Raw genomic sequence first — 19,200 nt, forward strand, 5'->3', positions numbered from 1 at the left:
GTTTCGTTCTTCAGGTGCCTGGCTGTTTCATTTTTCACACACGAACAAAAGAGGAACGTTTATTTGGCTAAGCGTTTGACAACAGCTACTATCTTGCGCGCCGCCTGCTTCACATGATCCTCTTCATTCCCAAGACCGAAGCTTATTCTGACTGAGGACGTCAGCTTGTCTACTTCTTCGCCATACATGGCGCTTAACACGTGTGAAGGAAGGACGGATCCAGCCGTACATGCAGACCCACTTGAAACAGCAATTCCTTCCATATCTAAATTCACAAGTAACGATTCGATAGAAACGCCCGGGAAATGAACATTTAAAATGTGCGGCAATGTCTCTTCCGGGTGCCCATTGATAGAGAAATCGAGTGATTCCTCTTCGAATACTTGTAGCATGATTTCTTTGAGCTTACCATAATGCATGGCTTTTTCTCTTCTATTTTGCTTCGTTAATTGAACAGCTTCTGCAAGTCCGACGATCCCTGCCACATTTTCAGTGCCAGCACGGCGTTTTCTTTCTTGTTCTCCTCCGAAAATTTGCGGAGAAAGTTTCACGCCTTCGTTTACATATAAAAAGCCCGTTCCCATTGGACCATTTAGCTTATGGCCAGAAGCAGATAAGAGATCAATATGAAGGTCTGCTACATCGATTGGCATTGTTCCAAACGCCTGCACGGCGTCTGTATGAAAATGAGCAGTGTGATTGTGTAAAAGCTCGCCAATGTCTTTGATTGGCTGAATCACACCTGTTTCATTATTGCCGTACATGATGGTCACAAGAATCGTATCATCTCTTAGTGCTTGTTTTAGTTGTTCAAGATGAATCAATCCAGTTTCATCCACATCTAAATATGTCACGTCAAATCCTAGCTTCTCTAGGCGTTCACATGTGTGCAGCACCGCATGATGCTCTGTTTTTGCTGTGATGATATGTTTTCCTTCATGCTGTCTTGCCATTGCCACACCTGTAATTGCCAGGTTGTCCGCCTCTGTTCCTCCACTTGTGAGGATAATCTCCTGTGGTTTACAGTGTAATTCTCCTGCAATCACTTCTCTTGCTTCATCGAGCCACTTTCTTGCCTCGCGCCCATATGAATGAATGCTAGAGGGATTGCCAAATATCTCTGTAAAGTAAGGCATCATCTTGTCCACAATACGCTGATCCATCGGCGTTGTGGCTGCATGATCTAAATAGATACGTTCCATTCCCGGTACACCTCTGATCTAAATATAGAACATATACGCCTCTTGATCCTCGTCATCTTTATAGCTTGCCAAGTCTTCAAGAGTTGTATTGTCCAGTACGTCTTTTACTGCATCACGAATTCGAATCCAAAGTGCACGTTTTGCTGGTTCTTCGTTTTCAATGACTTCGACAGGACTAATCGGTCCTTCTAATACACGAATAATATCACCGGCTGTGATCTCGTTTGGTTCATGTGCAAGAACATAGCCGCCATATGCACCGCGAATACTTTTCACAAGACGGGCATTCCGAAGTGGTGATACAAGCTGCTCTAAATAATGCTCAGACAAATTATTGTTTTGAGCGATTGATTTTAATGATGTAGGGCCTTCGCCATGTTTTTTGGCTAATTCGATCATGATCGTCAGACCATATCTGCCTTTAGTAGAAATTTTCAAGTTAAACACCTCTGCGTTTTCTATTTCTATGTCATCAATTATTTTTCTGATTTCATATACGCTTATATAGACCAAAAGCAATTATATCATACTTTTAGCCAACTTTCATTTGCCGGTTCTGAGCGCTTTAGGAGGACGCATCCCTTTTCTATTTGAAGAAATTTCGGTACTCTATACAAACAAGACATTGCTTTAGGAGAGATAATCATGAAACCTTTAGCGTACCGGATGCGCCCAAGTCATATTGAAGACATCATTGGGCAGGAGCATCTCGTTGGAGAAGGTCAAATTATTAGACGAATGGTCGAGGCAAAACATTTATCCTCGATGATTTTATACGGACCGCCGGGCATCGGAAAAACATCGATTGCGACGGCGATCGCTGGCAGTACAAGCATTGCGTTTCGGACGTTGAATGCGGTCATTCATAACAAAAAGGATATGGAAGCTGTCGCCGCTGAAGCGAAAATGAGCGGCCAGGTCATCCTCATTTTAGATGAGGTTCACAGGCTTGATAAAGGAAAGCAGGATTTTCTTCTTCCTTATTTAGAAAATGGCATGATCATTTTAATTGGCGCAACGACAGCTAACCCCTATCATGCGATCAACCCTGCCATCCGAAGCCGGACACAAATATTTGAGCTAAAACCGCTTGAAACAGAGCAAATCAAAGCTGCATTAACAAGAGCGTTACAGGATGAACATCGCGGACTTGGCGGTTATGAGGTGACAGTGGACGATGAAGCGATGAATCATTTTGCCAATGGATGCGGCGGGGACGTACGCTCTGCTTTAAATGCGTTAGAACTAGCTGTTTTATCGACAAAAGCAGATGATGCTGGGCATATTATGATCACTCTTGCCGCAGCAGAAGAATGTTTACAAAAAAAGAGCTTCTCACATGATAAGAATGGTGATGCTCATTATGATGTCCTCTCGGCTTTTCAAAAATCCATTAGAGGCTCTGACGCAGATGCGGCGCTGCATTACCTTGCCAGACTGATTGAAGCAGGAGACCTTGAAAGCATTTCAAGGAGATTACTCGTGATGGCTTACGAAGATATTGGCTTAGCTAGTCCGCAGGCAGGCCCTCGTGTGTTAAGCGCTGTTCAAACAGCAGAAAGAATCGGCTTCCCGGAAGCACGAATTCCGCTGGCTAACGCAGTCATTGAACTGTGTCTTTCTCCTAAGTCCAACTCAGCATATAAGGCGATCGATGCGGCACTTGGTGACATTCGTTCAGGGAAAATTGGTGAAATCCCTGTTCATTTAAAGGATGCTCACTACAAAGGAGCCACAGCACTTGGCAGAGGCGTCGATTACTTATACCCACACGATTATGAAAACGGCTGGGTGAAGCAGCAATACTTACCTGATCCGCTGAAAAACAAGCAATACTATGAACCAAAGCAAACAGGTAAATTTGAAGGCGCACTAAAACAGGTATATGAGAATTTAAAACGCCAAAAATAAAAAAAGCCCCCTGCCTAATTAGCAGGTGGGCTGTTTATTTATCCTTCACACGTGTAATTGGAATATCTTTTAAAAGCTGCATAATGACATGACCACCCATGATCAGTCCTGCAACAGATGGGACGAATGCGTTGGATGATGGCGGCATTTGTGCCTTGCGAATCTTCGCTTCATCATTTCCAACTTCTTTTCTAACATCTTCGCGGATGACAATCGGACTTTCATCAGAGAAGATGACTTCAATCCCTTTACGAATCCCTTCTTTGCGTAGACGCGTTCTCACGACTTTTGCAATTGGGTCGGTATGTGTTTTTGAAATGTCATCAATTTTGAAGCGGGTCGGATCTGTTTTGTTTGCAGCTCCCATACTCGAAATGATGTTCACATTGCGTTTCAGACACTCTTTCATTAAATGAATTTTATAGTGAATCGTATCTGACGCATCGATGACATAATCAAGTGGATATTCAAAAAATTGTTCATATGTTTCCTCTGTATAAAACATCTTGAGTGCAACAACTTCACATTCTGGATTAATATCAGCGATTCTCGCCTGCATTAAGTCAACCTTTGGCTGACCAACTGTTGAAAGCAATGCTGGTAGCTGACGATTTACATTTGTAATATCAATATCATCTTTATCAACAAGAACAATACGGCCAACGCCTGAACGAGCGAGTGCCTCAACTGCAAATGAACCAACGCCGCCCACACCAAGCACTGCAACTGTACTGTTTTTTAATATATCTAAGCCTTCCTTGCCAATGGCAAGCTCGTTTCTTGAAAACTGATGTAACAAGTGCCTCACTCCACCTTTATTTAAAATGAATCGAAAGAATCATATCATATTCAACCTTCTTCGTCATCCTTCTGAAAAAGAAAAAAACACAAAAAAGTCCCGACAACGCCGCCAGCTTTTCCTTCGTTTTGAACCCCGCACCATGCAGGTGGGTGCTTTCTTCCTGACTTTATAAGTCCTCTAAAGAGGCATTTATGCAGAAAGGAAAGGCAAGCTCCCGTATAAAAAAATGTTCGGTCAAAACTAGGTAACCACCGTACGTATCAGGACTTTATTTATTGATTGAAGAAAGCATATCATAGGCATGCCGCTTTTTCAAGCGTTTACATGCCTATATCCATGCGTCTATTTTACTGTTTTGCTTTTGTTTTAATGGCTAAACTTAACTCATCCAGCTGCGCTTCACTCACATGACCTGGAGCATCTGTTAGCACGCAGCTCGCACTTGCCGTTTTCGGGAATGCAATCGTGTCTCTTAGGTTAGAGCGGCCGGCAAGCAGCATCACTAAGCGGTCAAGACCAAGCGCAATTCCGCCGTGCGGAGGAACACCGTGCTCAAAAGCATCTAGAAGGAAGCCGAATTGTTCATAAGCCTCTTCTTTTGAAAACCCAAGTAAGCTAAACATTTTTTCTTGAATGTCCTTTTCAAAAATACGAATCGAACCTCCGCCAAGCTCATAGCCATTCAGGACAAGATCGTATGCCTGTGCCTTCATGTCTTCTGGGCTTGTCTCAATTAATTCAAGATCGTCGCGTACTGGCATTGTGAAAGGATGATGGGCAGCATAGAAGCGTCCTTCTTCTTCATCTTTTTCAAGCAGCGGCCAATCTACAACCCATAAGAAGTTGAATACAGACTCATCGATGAGTTCAAGCTCTTTGCCGAGTTTTAAGCGAAGGGCACCAAGTGCGTCATGGACAACAGACGTCTTATCTGCAACAAAGAGTAAAAGGTCGCCTTCTTCGACTTGAAGCTGCTCTTTTAATTCTGCTTGCTTTGCTTCGTCAAAGAATTTAGCAATCGGCCCTTTTAATTCTGCCCCTTCTGCTTTAAGCCAAGCTAGACCTTTTGCACCGTAGTTCGCAGCAAATGCACCAAGGGCATCAATGTCTTTTCTTGAGTAATTCGCTGCAGCCTCTTTGACATTGATGGCTTTCACAGCCCCACCATTTTTCACAGCTCCGCTAAAGACTTTGAAATCAGAGTCTTTTACCGTGTCTGAAATGTTGACAAGCTTCATCTCAAAACGTGTATCTGGTTTATCAGAACCATAAGAATTCATCGCTTCATCATAAGTGATACGAGGTAATGGCAATGTCAGCTCTACGCCTTTGACATCTTTCATCACCTTTGCCATCATCTCTTCAGCAAGCGTCATAATGTCCCCCTGACTCATAAAGGACATTTCGATATCGACTTGTGTGAATTCCGGCTGACGGTCAGCACGCAAGTCTTCATCCCTAAAGCAGCGGGCAATTTGATAGTAACGATCCATTCCTGAGACCATCAGCAATTGTTTAAATAATTGCGGGGACTGAGGCAAGGCATAGAACTCTCCTTCGTGTACACGGCTTGGAACAAGATAGTCACGTGCACCCTCTGGCGTACTTTTTGTTAAAATCGGTGTTTCAATATCTAGAAAGCCGTTGTCATCTAAGAAATGGCGGAATGCTCTTGTGACCTCGTGTCTCATTTTCATCGTTTCAAACATAGCAGGACGGCGAAGGTCTAAGTAACGGTATTTTAAGCGCACATCTTCTGATACCTCGTCCGCTTGATCTGAAATGACAAAAGGAGGGGTCTTCGCTTCATTTAACACGCTGACCGTTTCGACTTGTATTTCAATTTTCCCTGTTTTTAGATTTGGATTAATTGTTGCTTCTTCTCTTGCGACAACCGTTCCTTTAATATCAAGGACATATTCATTACGAATCGATTCTGCTGTCTCAAGTGCCTCTTTTGAAAGGTCTGGATTGAAGACAGCTTGTACAATTCCTGTACGGTCACGCAGATCAATAAAGATTAATCCGCCAAGGTCACGTCTTTTTTGAACCCATCCTTTTAATACAACGGTTTGACCGATTTGGTCTTCTGTTACTTCTCCACAATAAAAAGTTCTACCAAACACAAACATTCCACTCCTTCTTTACGCCTTCTTGTGGGCCTTCATCATTTGAATCAGCTCATCAAGCTTCACTTCAATTTGTTCACCCGTTGTCGTATCTTTTACATTCACAATGTGCTGTGCCAGCTCATCTTCACCAAGGACAGCAATAAACTTGGCTTTTAATCGATCAGCCGCTTTAAATTGTCCTTTTAATTTCTTCCCTGTATAGTCCATTTCACTTGAAATGCCTTCTTTTCTTAGACGATTTAATAATGAAACAGCGTAATCTTTCGCATCATCACCGAGTGCAGCAATGTATAGATCAATGCCATCTTGCAATGGAAGATCAATCCCTTCAGCATCGATTGCTGATAGGAAACGCTCAATACTCATAGCAAAACCGATTCCTGGTGATTCAGGACCGCCAATTCCTTCAACAAGTCCATCATATCGGCCTCCGCCAGCTAATGTGGTAATCGCACCAAAGCCTTCAGCATTACTCATGATCTCAAATGCCGTGTGATTGTAGTAATCAAGGCCGCGCACTAAGTTCGGATCGACGACATATTCAACGCCTATATCTGTTAAGTATTGTTTGACCTTTTCAAAATAAGTCCGTGATTCATCATTTAAGTAATCTTGAATGGATGGAGCCGTTGCCATCAATTCGTGGTCACGATCCTTTTTGCAATCAAGAATTCGCAGCGGATTTTGATGTAAACGGGTTTGACAGTCATGACAGAATTCATCGATTCTTGGCTCAAAGTGCTCAACAAGTGCCTTGCGGTAGTCTGCACGGCTCTCTTTGTCACCAAGGCTGTTAATGACGAGCTTTAAGTTTGAAAGACCTGCTTTCTCATAAACACTCATCGCAAGGGAAATAACTTCTGCATCAATGGCTGGGTCCTTTGAACCGATCGCTTCAATCCCAAACTGATAAAATTGACGATATCTTCCCGTTTGCGGACGTTCATAGCGGAACATTGGTCCGATGTAATACAGCTTTGTTGGCTGCGCCGGCTGTGCAAATAATTTATTTTCAACATAAGAACGTACGGTTGATGCCGTTCCCTCTGGACGAAGGGTGATGCTGCGTCCCTTTTTATCTTCAAATGTATACATCTCTTTTTGAACGATATCGGTTGATTCGCCTACTCCCCGTGCAAACAGCTCTGTATGCTCAAAAATCGGTGTGCGGATTTCTTTGTATTGAAAGGCCGCACATGTATCTCTTGCAATTTGTTCAACATACTGCCAGCGTTCTGACTCTCCAGGTAAAATATCCTGTGTGCCTCTTGGAATATTAAAACTCATTTTTCGTCCTCCTACGACCATCATTCATTTTTTTATGTGGACATATAAAAAACCCCCGCCTCTACTATGTGTATAGTAGGGACGAGAGTTATACCCGTGGTGCCACCCTAGTTGGAACATGATCTAGCCATGTTCCCGCTCAAATCCTTAACGCAGATTCACGTTCTCCGCCTATTGACTCATTTTTAGAGCGTTCAGCAGGAAACCTACAGAGTGTTCTTTCGTGATAAATGCCATGCGGATTCGCTTTCAGCCTAAGGCGATTCCTCTCTGCTCACGCAATTTACCCTACTATTCTCTATCATCAGTTCCACATTTTAAATTTTCAAGTGTGTTGATTTATATTATAATAAGGTCGGTGCTGCCACTCTGTCAACCCTTGCCGTGCCTCTTTTTCTTTTCCAGCTCTTCTTTTGACGTACATCCGTATTCAGATGCGGTTTCTTCAAGGAAGCCTGGTTGATCCATTTCGTCGTGCTGCCAGCGATCGATATCACGATGTCCATTATATTGCACTCGTCCTAATTTTCTGCTTAATCTCATGTTTGTACATCCTTTTATCACGTTTTTATTTAGTATAAACAGATTGATTCAATTTTATTAGGGAAACTGCAAGGAATTAGTCCATTACATAACGAATTTACATTCATCGGTTTTACAAGGGAGGGGAAAACACCGTTTTGAATCTAAAAAAACACAATCAAATGATGATGCTTCTTACCTGTTTTGTTCTTATCGCAAGTACTTTGCCTATGGCACATGCTACAGCACAAACAGATCAAGCTGTGGTCGCTACAGATGAAATCAATGTGAGAACGGGTCCTGGTTTAAGCTATGGAATCGCAGCTGTTGTGAAGCGCGGAGAAAGCTATCCCATTCTCACGAAACAAGGAGAATGGGTGCAGATCGGGCTATCGAACGGTCAAAAAGGCTGGGTCGTCTCATGGCTGATTACAACATCATCTGGCAGCCAAAAGTCTGCTAAGCCGAAGACACAAAATCAAAGCTCAGCAGAGAGCAGTTCCATTACATCGACAGCCTCTGATCTTCGCATACGGACGGGCCCAGGGACTTCCTATCAAGTCGTCGGAACTTTCCCGCAAGGCGCTTCGGCTAAAAAGCTGCAGACAAGCGGCGAATGGACAAAAATTTCGTATAAACAAGCAGTAGGCTGGGTTCACTCTGATTATGTGTCAGGCGGCCAAAAAGCTTCTCAATCAAGCGCTGGCGAGTTCTCTCGCTCTAAACAGACAGGCACAGTTGGCGTATCGAGCTTGAATGTAAGGCAATCGGCGGCACCAAATGCACAAGTCGTCGCTTCACTTGCCCGCAACACACAGATCACCATTTTGCGCGAGCAGAACGGCTGGTATGAAATTGAGGCAAAAGGCGTGAAAGGCTGGGCAGCAAGCTATTACATCGTCACAAGCAATGGAGCGAGTTCGGAGGGTGAAAAGAACTCATCTTCATCGGCTTCCCAAAAGAAAGCGTACATTGTTTACGATGGCACCAACATTCGAAAAAGTGCTTCTACCTCTGCTCAGATTGCAGAAAGAGCCACAAAAGGTGCTGCCTATCAAATTGTTCGCACGCAAGGTGACTGGTACGAGGTGACATTATCAAACGGCGGAACTGGTTATGTGGCAAGCTGGGTCGTTCAAACGAATAAAAATAGCAGCGAGGCACCAAGACCACAGCAGGATTCATCGTCAGGAACTGGTTCTTTAAAAGGAAAAACGATTGTTCTTGATCCAGGTCATGGCGGAAAAGACAGCGGTACGATTGGCGCAGATGGTGCGTTTGAGAAGAACATTACCATCAAAACCGCTAATTTACTGGCAGGCAAATTAAGGGCTTCTGGAGCAAATGTTTATTTAACTAGAAGTGAAGATACTTTTATCAGCCTTCAATCGAGGGTCGCGACATCTCATTACAGAAATGCAGATGCATTTATTAGTCTTCATTATGATAGTTTTATGGACCAAAGTGTCAGAGGAAGTACGGCGTATTATTATCAAGCAGCAAAAGACCAGCAATTAGCGACAAACGTTCATACAGAAGTCGCTAAACGCTCTCAAATCCCTGATAAGGGTGTCAAATTCGGAGATTATTTTGTGTTAAGAGAAAACAAACGTCCTTCACTTTTATATGAACTCGGCTATTTAAGCAATCCTCAGGAGGAAGCCATCATTTATAGCGCCTCTTACCAAGAACGAGTCACAGAAGGAATGACAGAAGGATTAAAACAATATTTCCGCTAGAAAAAAGAGGCCACTGCGCCTCTTTTTTGTTTGGTCGCAAAAGAAAAAGACTCTAAACAAACTCCTGCATGAGTTTATCTACAGTCTAAAGTGAATCTATTCTTTGCTATCTATCCAGATGGTGACGGGTCCTGAATTGGTCAATGACACATCCATCATCGCGCCAAAACGGCCAGTTTCTACATGAATGCCTTTTTCTCTAAGGGCTTTATTGAAACATTCGTAAAGGGCGTTCGCAGCATCTGGCTTGGCTGCTTTCATAAAATTTGGCCTTCTGCCCTTTCTCGTATCACCATAAAGGGTAAACTGAGACACAGACAGCACGCTTCCTTTTACATCCAATAACGAATGATTCATTTTCCCGTTTTCATCCTCAAAAATACGTAAATGTGCAAGCTTATCAGCTAAATAATGCACATCTTCTTCTGTATCTTCGTGTGTGACACCAACGAGTACCATATATCCTTCATTGATGGCTCCTGTGATCTCTTCTTCTACCTTCACAGATGCACTTGTCACACGCTGCACAACAAGCCTCATAGACGATATACTTCCTTTCTAATTCATGAATCGGCGAACAGAGTAAATGTCTTTGATTTGTTTAATGCGTTCTACTACTTTGTGTAAATGGTTAATATTTTGAATAAAGATCGCCATATGGATCGTCGCCACTTTGTTACGATCAGACTTACCAGAAACCGACGAGATGTTCGTTTTGGTTTCGTTGACTGCTTGAAGCACCTCATTAAGTAAGCCGCGTCTGTCATATCCTAATATTTCAATTTCCACATTGTATTCTTTACGGTTTCGAGCAGGCTGTTCATGCTCCCACTCAACCGGGATTAACCGTTCCTGCGCTTCTCCTGTCTTCACGTTCGGACAGTCATCACGGTGAACAGATACGCCTCGGCCTTTCGTAATAAAACCAACAATGCTATCACCTGGAACAGGATTACAGCACTTAGATAAGCGGACAAGCAGGTTATCTATCCCTTTGACTCTTACACCTGCTTCTCGTTTCTTCCCGTGATACGTCTTTGGCTCTACAGTCACTTCTTGAACTGTTTTTTCTTGTTCTTCTTGATCTCTTTGTTTTCTTTCTTTTTCAGTTAAACGATTGGCGACTTGGAGTGCAGTAATTCCGTTATAACCAACCGCTGCATACATGTCCTCTTCGTTTGAGAAATTAAATTTGTCAGCCACTTTTTGCAGGTTTTCAGCTGTCAGAATGTCTTTGACATCAAACTCAAGGTTTTTGATTTCTTTCTCCACGAGTTCTCGGCCTTTTTCGACATTTTCTTCACGGCGCTGTTTTTTGAAAAACTGTCTGATCTTGTGCTTCGCTTGGGAGGTTTGGGCAAGTTTGACCCAATCCTGACTTGGTCCATAGCTGTGCTTTGATGTCAGAATTTCAATAATGTCACCTGTTTTCAATTTATGATCGAGCGTGACCATCTTTCCGTTGACCTTCGCACCGATCGTTTTGTTCCCAATTTCCGAGTGAATCCGGTAAGAGAAGTCAATCGGCACGGAACCCGATGGCAGTTCAATGACGTCTCCTTTTGGAGTAAAGACAAACACCATATCAGAGAAGAGATCGATTTTTAACGATTCCATAAATTCTTCTGCATCTGTCGATTCATTTTGGAATTCAAGGATTTCTCTAAACCAAGAGAGCTTCTTCTGGAAGACAGCTTCCTCCGTTGATTCTGCTGACTCTTTTCCTTCTTTGTATGCCCAGTGTGCAGCAATTCCGTACTCTGCAATTTCATGCATTTCCACTGTTCGGATTTGAACTTCAAGCGGGTCACCTTTTGGCCCAATCACTGTTGTATGAAGCGATTGGTACATGTTCGGCTTTGGCATTGCAATATAATCCTTAAACCTGCCTGGCATCGGCTTCCAGCATGTATGGATAATCCCGAGCACGGCATAGCAGTCTTTAATGCTGTCAACCAAAATACGAACGGCCAGCAGATCATAAATTTCATTAAACTGCTTATTTTGCAGGACCATTTTGCGATAAATACTATAAATATGCTTTGGTCTTCCGGAAAATTCAGCCTTGATGTTTACCTCTGACACCCGATCTTTTACTTCATTGACAACCTCGTCCAAGTATTCCTCACGTTCCGCTCGTTTACGCTTCATGAGATTCACGATCCGGTAATATTGCTGCGGATTTAAGTAACGGAGCGCTGTATCTTCAAGCTCCCACTTAATCTTTGAAATCCCTAATCTGTGCGCAAGCGGTGCAAAGATTTCAAGGGTTTCATTTGAAATTCTACGCTGCTTTTCCTGAGGAAGGTGTTTGAGCGTTCTCATATTGTGCAGACGGTCTGCCAGTTTAATCAAGATGACACGTATATCCTGCGCCATTGCCACAAACATTTTTCGATGGTTTTCGGCCTGCTGTTCTTCTTGTGATTTATATTTAATCTTCCCGAGCTTTGTTACACCATCAACAAGCATCGCAACTTCTTCGTTAAAATGCTCTTTTAAATCCTGTAATGTCACATCTGTATCCTCGACAACATCGTGCAGGAAACCTCCTGCAATGGTCGATGGGTCCATTTCAAGGTCAACAAGAATCCCCGCCACTTGAATTGGATGGATAATATAAGGCTCACCAGACTTCCGGTATTGCTCCTTATGTGCATTTTCAGCATATTCATATGCTCGCTCTATAAATTGAATATGTTCAGCGGACAGGTATTCTCTTGCCTTGTCAATGACCTGCTGCGCCGTTAAAACTTGTTCGTTCGCCATGGAATCACCTTTTTAAATGAAAACTGTATTGTAGTTTATTATCAAGAAAAATTCGATAGATGTAAAGAGAAGAAGTCCGCTAAAAGATTTTTGATAGGAAAAAAGCACCCTTCTTACCGAGTGCTTTTTTCGTAAAACTCCATTAGTATTGCATTAACGTCAAGATATCGTAACCGTCAAGCTTCTTTCTGCCGTCCAGATACGTCAGCTCAATCAAGAATGCAATTCCTGCCACAACGCCGCCCAATTCCTCTACAAGCTTGATGGACGCTTCAATTGTTCCACCAGTCGCAAGTAAGTCATCTGTAATCAATACACGTTGACCAGGACGAATCGCATCTTTATGAATCGTTAATACATCTTTCCCATATTCTAAGCCGTATTCGACTTTAACGACTTCACGAGGAAGCTTTCCTTCTTTACGAACCGGTGCAAAACCTACACCAAGTGCGTAAGCTACAGGGCAGCCAATAATGAATCCACGCGCTTCAGGTCCAACAATGAGATCAATGTCTCTTTCCTTCGCGTATTCAACGATTTGATCCGTTGCATAACGGTACACTTCGCCTTTATCCATTAACGTTGTAATATCTTTAAATTGTACACCTTCCTTTGGGTAGTCAGGTACAACTGTCACATATTGTTTTAAATCCATCTTTTCCTTTTCCTCCTCGTACGTCAAAGCACAGGTGAGACTTCGCTCATCATGCTATTCAGCCATTCCTTCAGCTCTTTGGCTGAGGAATATGTTAGTGTTTGATCGAGTTCCATCAATCGTTGTTTTGCTGTATAGGATGCTGATGCCGTTAAATCTTTTTTAGGGGCATCACGTACTATTGACAGCACACCATTCTCTATTTTAACAAAACCGAGTTCAAAAAACACCTTTGTCATAAAAATCATTGTATCTTTTGTCCAGCCTCTATGTTTCGCAAGCTCCATTCCTTGCTCCTTGAGAGGGAAACTTCCTCGCTTTAACAAGAATCCATAAAACCATTTGAATTGATCACGGCTAGGGAAAGAGGACATGAAATGATCTTCTTTTCTTTGGAAAACCGTATAAACTCTAGCTGGCTTTTGGTTTTCTAACAGCTGCCTTAGTAAGTGTTCATCTGCTGGAACATCTGCAAAGACAACATACTTGCCTTCTACATCGAATGTTGAAACATTTTCTGCATGGACATGATGAATCGGGATTTTGACTTCCTGTTTTGTTTCTTCGTCAAAACAGACCACCACATATTTTTCTGGGTCAAGCGTGGAGATTGTCTTTTCCCAATCCTTTTTGCCGCGCAAATCAAACAGCTGCCACTCATCTACTCGGGCATCTTTTAGCATGAGCTGTGGTTTCTTCCGGTTATTCCATTCATTGATGGACATTTCACCAATGACGGAAATGCGGCTACCTGTGACAACTTCTTCTTTTAATTGACCTTGATGAAAACCGACACAGTCAAGCAGCTGGTCTTCGTCTTTCAGAGACATTTTAATATGATTCTGATTTGCTCCAATTGTTCGGATTTCTTCAAGTCTCACATCTTCAATCATGATGAACGGCTTTGGATTCTGCATGCCAAATGGTGACAGCATCCCCACTTCTTCAATTGCTTCAACCGTCAATTCGTCTACCTTGCATACAGCATCAACCCGCTGAATCGGAATAAAATCTTCTTCTGTCAACGTTTCATTCGCATATTGATTTAATCTTTCCCTTAGTAAAGGAACATCATCCGCTCGAAGTGTCATACCCGCAGCCATCGGGTGCCCGCCGAAATGCGGCAGAATGTCGCGGCATTTGCTTAAATGGAAAAATAGATCGAAGCCAGGAATACTCCGCGCTGATCCTTTTGCCATTTGCGTCTCTTCATCTATTCCAAGCACAATCGCCGGACGAGAAAATTTATCCGTCAATTTAGAGGCAACAATTCCGACAACACCCGGATTCCAGCCAGCTTTCGCTACAACGATTGCAGACTGGTCATTACCTGTCTTTTCCACCATTTGAATGGCTTCTTCTGTGATCGTACTCACAATTTTTTGACGTTCTTTATTCAGTTCTTGTACAAAACGAGCGAGTTCTTCTGCTTCATCCTTATCCTCTGTCATGAGAAGATGAACAGCTGGATCGGCCTGTTCAATTCGTCCTACAGCATTCAGCCTTGGCGCAATTTGAAAGCCGACCGTTTCCTCATTTGCTTCTTCAAGAGTAGCACCTGCTTCTTTCAATAACGCCTTCAGCCCCGGTCTATTCGACTGCCTAAGCTGCATAAGCCCTTTTTTAGCGAGCCATCTATTCTCATCATGAAGCGGCACAAGATCCGCTATTGTCCCAATTGCCGCAAGATCTAACAGCTGAGTTGGCAGCTTTCCAAGAAGTGCATGCGCCACTTTAAATGCTACGCCTACACCGGCAAGTTCTTTAAAGGGATACTCACAGCCTGGCTGCTTAGGATGAACAATCGCAAGTGCCTCAGGCAGTTCCTCACTTGGTTCATGGTGATCTGTAATGATCAGGTCTAACCCTATTTCTTTTGCAATACGTGCTTCATTTACAGCTGCAATGCCTGTATCGACGGTGATGACAAGCGATGCGCCTTGCTCTTTGATATATCGGAAAGCCTGTTCATTAGGCCCATAGCCTTCTTTAAATCGATCTGGAATATAAAAGTCTACTTTCGCAGACAACTCTTTTAATGTATGTAAAAGCACAGACGTACTTGTCACACCATCCGCATCATAGTCTCCGAAGATCACAATCGATTCCTGCTCTTCGATCGCTTTGTTGATGCGCTCTACTGCCTCTTTCATTCCTTTTAATAGAAATGGATCATGAAATTCGGCTTTTTGATCAAATAAAAAAGACCTCGCTTCTTCTACTTCTTCAAGTCCTCTTTTTACAAGAAGCGATGCAGTCAGCGCTGAAATATTCAGATTTTCAGAGAGTGATTTCACTTTTTCTTCGCTTGGATGTTCATATTCCCAGCGCATTTTGGATAATAACATAAATTCACCCCTCAACCACACTATTATACTAGAGTGGCCTGAGGGGTTTCAATTTTTATTTTATGAAATTGTGCTGGAAGATTATTTTTCCTTCCGGTTAAATGATGCTGGCTGTTCTTTTAAAGGCGTCACATTCGGTTTCTTTTGAACGTCTTTGTCGATCTTTTTATTCGAAACAGCAGGTGCAGGTGCGGCTGCACGCTCAGCTTTTAATGCCTTTAGTTCACGTTTTAGTTTCATAATTTGGAAAATCCCTGCAAAAGCCACAATGAGTCCGCCCATGAGCACAGAACCAATAATGACAAGGATCAGCGGCCATTCAGCCGATCCAAATAAGTAGTCAACTTGCACCGGCCGCACATTGATCACGGCAAATACTGAGACAATTAATACGAAAATAAATGCGAGTATGATGGTCCATTGTTGTTTGTTCATCTACATATCCCCCAAGCTTTTTCTTTTATTCTTCCCTTTTCATAGTCCTTTTTAAACACAGAAAGATAAGCGCGGAAGAAAATCTAACAGCATGGGCATGAATTAGCTGCTGAGTTTTTTTAAAATGAGATTCTTTATTTCTTGTCTTTCTCCAGAAATAACAAGGGTATCCCCTTCTTCAATGACCGTTTCAGGTCCTGGATTCATTTTCTCATATGATTTTCTCACGATAGCGATGACTGTTACTTGATCATATTGGCAGACACTCAGGTCACCGATGGTTTGCTGAACAGCTGGTGCATTCTTTTCAATCTTAAACCATTCAATCATCAGTTTATCAATGGCTACTTCTACAGTTTCAAGCGCTTTCGGCTTATATACCATGCCGCCTAAGATTGCTGCAATTTGTCTTGCTTCTTCATCGTTTAGCAAGATATCAGAAATAGATTCTTCATGATCGTCCTCTTGAAAATGATACATTTCTCTCCTGCCGTCATCGTGTGTAATGATGGCAAGCTTCTCATTATTTCTTGTGATCATTTCGGCTTTGTGACCGATACCTGGCAGTTCAGTTTCCCGAACCTTCATAACAGCCCCACCAAAGCCAAATGCCTCAAACGGACACTTGCTTTCTATACTTGTCTAAACGTATGTCATTATAGCAAAAGACCATTTCAAGATCAATGATACCCGGAATGTTTTTTCGAATCGTCTTATTTTCGGAAAAACTAAAGAAAAAAGACTGCCATTTAGGCAGTCTCACTCAATTAAATATCTTGCTCAGTATCAATCTTCGCCGGTTTTTTCATCTCACGGCCCTTCCACATGAGCCAAATTTGCGCTGCGATATATAGAGATGAGTACACCCCTGTTAACAGACCGACAAGTAAGGCGATGGAGAAGTTCGTAATTGACGCTGATCCAAAGATAAGCAGTGCGATTACAACGACAAGTACGGTTAATACCGTGTTGACAGATCGCGTAAAGGTTTGCTGTAAACTTAAGTTCACAATGTACGATAGATCTTCAATGGTTTTTGGTTTGCGCTTCTTCATTTGTTCACGAACCCTGTCAAAGGTGACGATCGTGTCGTTGATCGAATATCCGATGACTGTGAGGATCGCCGCAATGAAGGTGACATCCACCTCTAAACGGGTAATACTAAAGAAGGCCACGATAAAGAACGCGTCATACAGCAGTGAAATAATCGCTGCAATGGCCATTTTATATTCAAATCGAACGGAGACATATAAAATGATCCCGATTGAAGCAATGATGACAGCATATAATGCATTTCGGGCAAGTTCTTTCCCAACAGTCGGAGACACTGTACTTACGTTCGGCTCCGTTCCGTATTTATCTTTGAAGTAATCTTTCACTTCAGCAATCTTTTCTTTGTTCGGCACACCGACAAATCTCGCTGCTGCCTGATTTTCTTTTTGACCCGATAACACGACACTGTCTGTCTCAAGGTCCAGCTTTTTAAAGTCTTGCTCGACTTGTTCAGTTGACAGCTTGTGATCACTTTGGATATCAATTCTAGTTCCACTAGTAAAGTCAATTCCCGCATTCAGCTTGAAGATGGAAAGAACGATGATTCCCGCAATGGTGATAGTAGCTGAGAAAATCATAAATCCTTTACGTTTGCTGACGAAATCCCACTTATCAAACGGTGTTTTTGGCTCGGTGGTTTCTGTTGTTTCATGAATGTTCATAATGTCTTTTTGACGAACACCAAACCAGCCTTTTCTCCGGTCAAGATAGCGGCTTTCAACAAGAAGACCAAGAAGGAATCTTGATAGGAAGACAGCTGTGATAAAGCTAGTTAAAATCGATAGGATGAGCATCGTTGCAAATCCTTTTACCGAGCTTGTCCCGAAGAAGAACAGCACGCCGCCGGCAATAATACTTGTTAAGTTTGCATCAAAGATGGTTGCAAACGATCGGCGGTTCCCTGATCTGAAAGCAGAACGGACTGATTTGCCGAGCTTGAGCTCTTCTTTGATCCGCTCATAAGTAATAATGTTGGCATCAACAGCCATCCCTACCCCTAGAATCAATGCCGCAATTCCAGGCAGCGTCATGACTGCACCCATCCAATCAAACACTTGAAGCGTAATGTAAATATAAGCTGAAAGTGTGATGACAGCGATAAGACCAGGTAATCGGTAATAAAGCAGCATGAATAAGAAGATAAATGCGATTCCTACAATTCCTGCGAACACTGTTTCGTCCAGTGCTTGTTCACCAAACTGTGCACTCACAGATGTTGAATATTTTTCTGTTAATTTCACTGGCAATGCCCCGGCATTTAAAATACTTGCAAGGTCCTTTGCCTCTTGGACAGTAAATTTCCCTTCAATTTGCACGTCACTGCTGTTAATTTCTTGATTCACATTCGGTGCAGAGACATACTTATGGTTTGATTTTGAGACTTCTTTTTTGAAGGAATCTCCTTTGTGGTAATCAAGCCAAATGACAAGCTGGTTATTCGGCGCCATCGCCGCTACTTTTCTTGTGACGTCACCAAATTTTTTCGCATCCTTTAGTTTAACCGTCACAATTGGCTCATTCGTTTGACTGAATGTTTGTTTTGCACTGTTTTCGACCAGGTCAGCCCCGTTAAGGAGTTCTTTATCATTCGTATCTCTGAAGGATAGCTGTGCTTCAGTGGAAAGAATCTCCCTAGCTCTGTTTTGATCTTTTACTCCCGCAAGCTGCACACGGATACGATTGTTGCCTTCAATCGAGATGTTCGGCTCACTTACACCTAGCACATTGGCTCTTCGGTTTAAAGCCTCCACTGTACTGACGAGGACACTATTTGTGATTTTATCCTCTTTTTTCACTGGATGTACATCATACAGGACCTCAAATCCACCCTGTAAATCCAGCCCTAGCGTCATATCTTTCGCAACAGGCTTTGTTAGTAAGCCTACGCCAGTTCCGATTAACAGAACCACTAAGAAAAACGCAAGAATGCGCCCTTTTTTCATTATGTATTTCCTCCTTAAACACCTGAATCCATTAAGATGGCTTATTTCAACAGTTCATCTAGCATATTCTTGCCATCTTCACTGTCCAAAAAAGCAGACGTTTTAAACGACTGAACGGTTGCATAGTTCATAAATTCGCCAATTTTCACAGATAAAATATCTGCAACCATTTCATGAATCGGATACTCTTGTTTTTTCTTCCACTTCTTATTCTCTAAGTATGACCATAATTCCTCTAAATCTACATCTTTATAGCCCAAAACGATGAATTCTTCAAGCTTACTGAACAGAAAAGGCTTTAAATGGTCTTTGTAAATTGCAGCCGGATGTTGTGTCAATGGGACGCTCCCCCTTTTCAGTTTTTATCGAGAGACTTGTCATGCTTGGACGATATACACGCAT

16 protein-coding genes, 1 other RNA gene and 1 other annotated feature are annotated in these 19,200 nt (G+C 42.5%); of the genes, 2 read left to right on the plus strand and 15 right to left on the minus strand.

Going from position 1 to position 19,200, the window contains the following annotated elements:
* Positions 1-59 precede the first annotated feature (59 nt).
* Together NSQ36_RS12510 and NSQ36_RS12515 are read right to left on the minus strand one after the other, a co-directional pair.
* Positions 60-1,202 (minus strand): cysteine desulfurase family protein, encoded by a 1,143-nt coding sequence (locus NSQ36_RS12510; RefSeq protein WP_321999422.1) that lies wholly within the window; start codon positions 1,200-1,202, stop codon positions 60-62.
* Between the two features lie 18 nt (positions 1,203-1,220).
* Positions 1,221-1,640, minus strand: coding sequence for an Rrf2 family transcriptional regulator (locus NSQ36_RS12515; protein ID WP_034620651.1), 420 nt, complete (start codon positions 1,638-1,640; stop codon positions 1,221-1,223).
* A 207-nt stretch (positions 1,641-1,847) separates the two neighbouring features.
* On the opposite strand from NSQ36_RS12515, the gene NSQ36_RS12520 reads away from it, so the two are divergent.
* Positions 1,848-3,113, plus strand: coding sequence for a replication-associated recombination protein A (locus tag NSQ36_RS12520; protein ID WP_339205877.1), 1,266 nt, complete (start codon positions 1,848-1,850; stop codon positions 3,111-3,113).
* 34 nt (positions 3,114-3,147) lie between these two features.
* On the opposite strand, the gene NSQ36_RS12525 is transcribed toward NSQ36_RS12520, so the two are convergent.
* The 5 genes from NSQ36_RS12525 to NSQ36_RS12545 all read right to left on the minus strand — a co-directional run bounded on the left by NSQ36_RS12525 (position 3,148) and on the right by NSQ36_RS12545 (position 7,877).
* Positions 3,148-3,912, minus strand: coding sequence for a tRNA threonylcarbamoyladenosine dehydratase (locus NSQ36_RS12525; RefSeq protein ID WP_044140034.1), 765 nt, complete (start codon positions 3,910-3,912; stop codon positions 3,148-3,150).
* Between the two features lie 92 nt (positions 3,913-4,004).
* Positions 4,005-4,185, minus strand: a non-coding RNA gene (gene ssrS / locus NSQ36_RS12530) — 6S RNA.
* 77 nt (positions 4,186-4,262) lie between these two features.
* Positions 4,263-6,041: an aspartate--tRNA ligase gene (gene aspS, locus NSQ36_RS12535; RefSeq protein WP_339205879.1), complete on the minus strand. Its 1,779-nt coding sequence runs from the start codon at positions 6,039-6,041 to the stop codon at positions 4,263-4,265.
* An 18-nt stretch (positions 6,042-6,059) separates the two neighbouring features.
* Positions 6,060-7,334 carry a histidine--tRNA ligase gene (gene hisS, locus NSQ36_RS12540; protein ID WP_003216423.1) on the minus strand — a complete coding sequence of 425 codons (1,275 nt, stop codon included), beginning with the start codon at positions 7,332-7,334 and terminating at the stop codon, positions 6,060-6,062.
* Positions 7,335-7,408: 74 nt separating this feature from the next.
* Positions 7,409-7,648 (minus strand) — a binding site (T-box leader).
* A gap of 58 nt (positions 7,649-7,706) precedes the next feature.
* Positions 7,707-7,877 carry a YrzK family protein gene (locus NSQ36_RS12545; RefSeq protein ID WP_003216250.1) on the minus strand — a complete coding sequence of 57 codons (171 nt, stop codon included), beginning with the start codon at positions 7,875-7,877 and terminating at the stop codon, positions 7,707-7,709.
* A 137-nt stretch (positions 7,878-8,014) separates the two neighbouring features.
* Here NSQ36_RS12545 and NSQ36_RS12550 point away from each other — a divergent pair, with 137 nt between their 5' ends.
* Entirely contained in the window at positions 8,015-9,595 is a 1,581-nt protein-coding gene (locus NSQ36_RS12550; protein ID WP_339205881.1) for an SH3 domain-containing protein, read from the plus strand.
* A 96-nt stretch (positions 9,596-9,691) separates the two neighbouring features.
* Here NSQ36_RS12550 and dtd read toward each other — a convergent pair whose 3' ends face one another.
* The 8 genes from dtd to NSQ36_RS12590 all read right to left on the minus strand — a co-directional run bounded on the left by dtd (position 9,692) and on the right by NSQ36_RS12590 (position 19,136).
* Positions 9,692-10,135: a D-aminoacyl-tRNA deacylase gene (dtd, locus tag NSQ36_RS12555; protein WP_339205883.1), complete on the minus strand. Its 444-nt coding sequence runs from the start codon at positions 10,133-10,135 to the stop codon at positions 9,692-9,694.
* An 18-nt stretch (positions 10,136-10,153) separates the two neighbouring features.
* Positions 10,154-12,364 carry a bifunctional (p)ppGpp synthetase/guanosine-3',5'-bis(diphosphate) 3'-pyrophosphohydrolase gene (locus tag NSQ36_RS12560; RefSeq protein ID WP_012010732.1) on the minus strand — a complete coding sequence of 737 codons (2,211 nt, stop codon included), beginning with the start codon at positions 12,362-12,364 and terminating at the stop codon, positions 10,154-10,156.
* 142 nt (positions 12,365-12,506) lie between these two features.
* Positions 12,507-13,019, minus strand: a complete 513-nt coding sequence (locus NSQ36_RS12565) for an adenine phosphoribosyltransferase (protein ID WP_003216770.1) — start codon at positions 13,017-13,019, stop codon at positions 12,507-12,509.
* A gap of 23 nt (positions 13,020-13,042) precedes the next feature.
* Positions 13,043-15,367: a single-stranded-DNA-specific exonuclease RecJ gene (gene recJ / locus NSQ36_RS12570; RefSeq protein ID WP_339205885.1), complete on the minus strand. Its 2,325-nt coding sequence runs from the start codon at positions 15,365-15,367 to the stop codon at positions 13,043-13,045.
* 81 nt (positions 15,368-15,448) lie between these two features.
* Positions 15,449-15,802, minus strand: coding sequence for a lipopolysaccharide assembly LapA domain-containing protein (locus NSQ36_RS12575; protein ID WP_003216178.1), 354 nt, complete (start codon positions 15,800-15,802; stop codon positions 15,449-15,451).
* Positions 15,803-15,904: 102 nt separating this feature from the next.
* Positions 15,905-16,390, minus strand: coding sequence for a cation:proton antiporter regulatory subunit (locus NSQ36_RS12580; RefSeq protein ID WP_339205887.1), 486 nt, complete (start codon positions 16,388-16,390; stop codon positions 15,905-15,907).
* Between the two features lie 179 nt (positions 16,391-16,569).
* Positions 16,570-18,798 carry a protein translocase subunit SecDF gene (secDF, locus tag NSQ36_RS12585; protein ID WP_003216337.1) on the minus strand — a complete coding sequence of 743 codons (2,229 nt, stop codon included), beginning with the start codon at positions 18,796-18,798 and terminating at the stop codon, positions 16,570-16,572.
* 41 nt (positions 18,799-18,839) lie between these two features.
* A complete protein-coding gene (locus tag NSQ36_RS12590) occupies positions 18,840-19,136 on the minus strand; it encodes a post-transcriptional regulator (RefSeq protein ID WP_003216788.1) in 297 nt (98 codons plus the stop codon).
* Positions 19,137-19,200: the final 64 nt, after the last annotated feature.

Origin of the sequence: Bacillus sp. FSL W8-1143 (assembly GCF_037965155.1) — a bacterium.
Classification (GTDB): domain Bacteria; phylum Bacillota; class Bacilli; order Bacillales; family Bacillaceae; genus Bacillus; species Bacillus pumilus.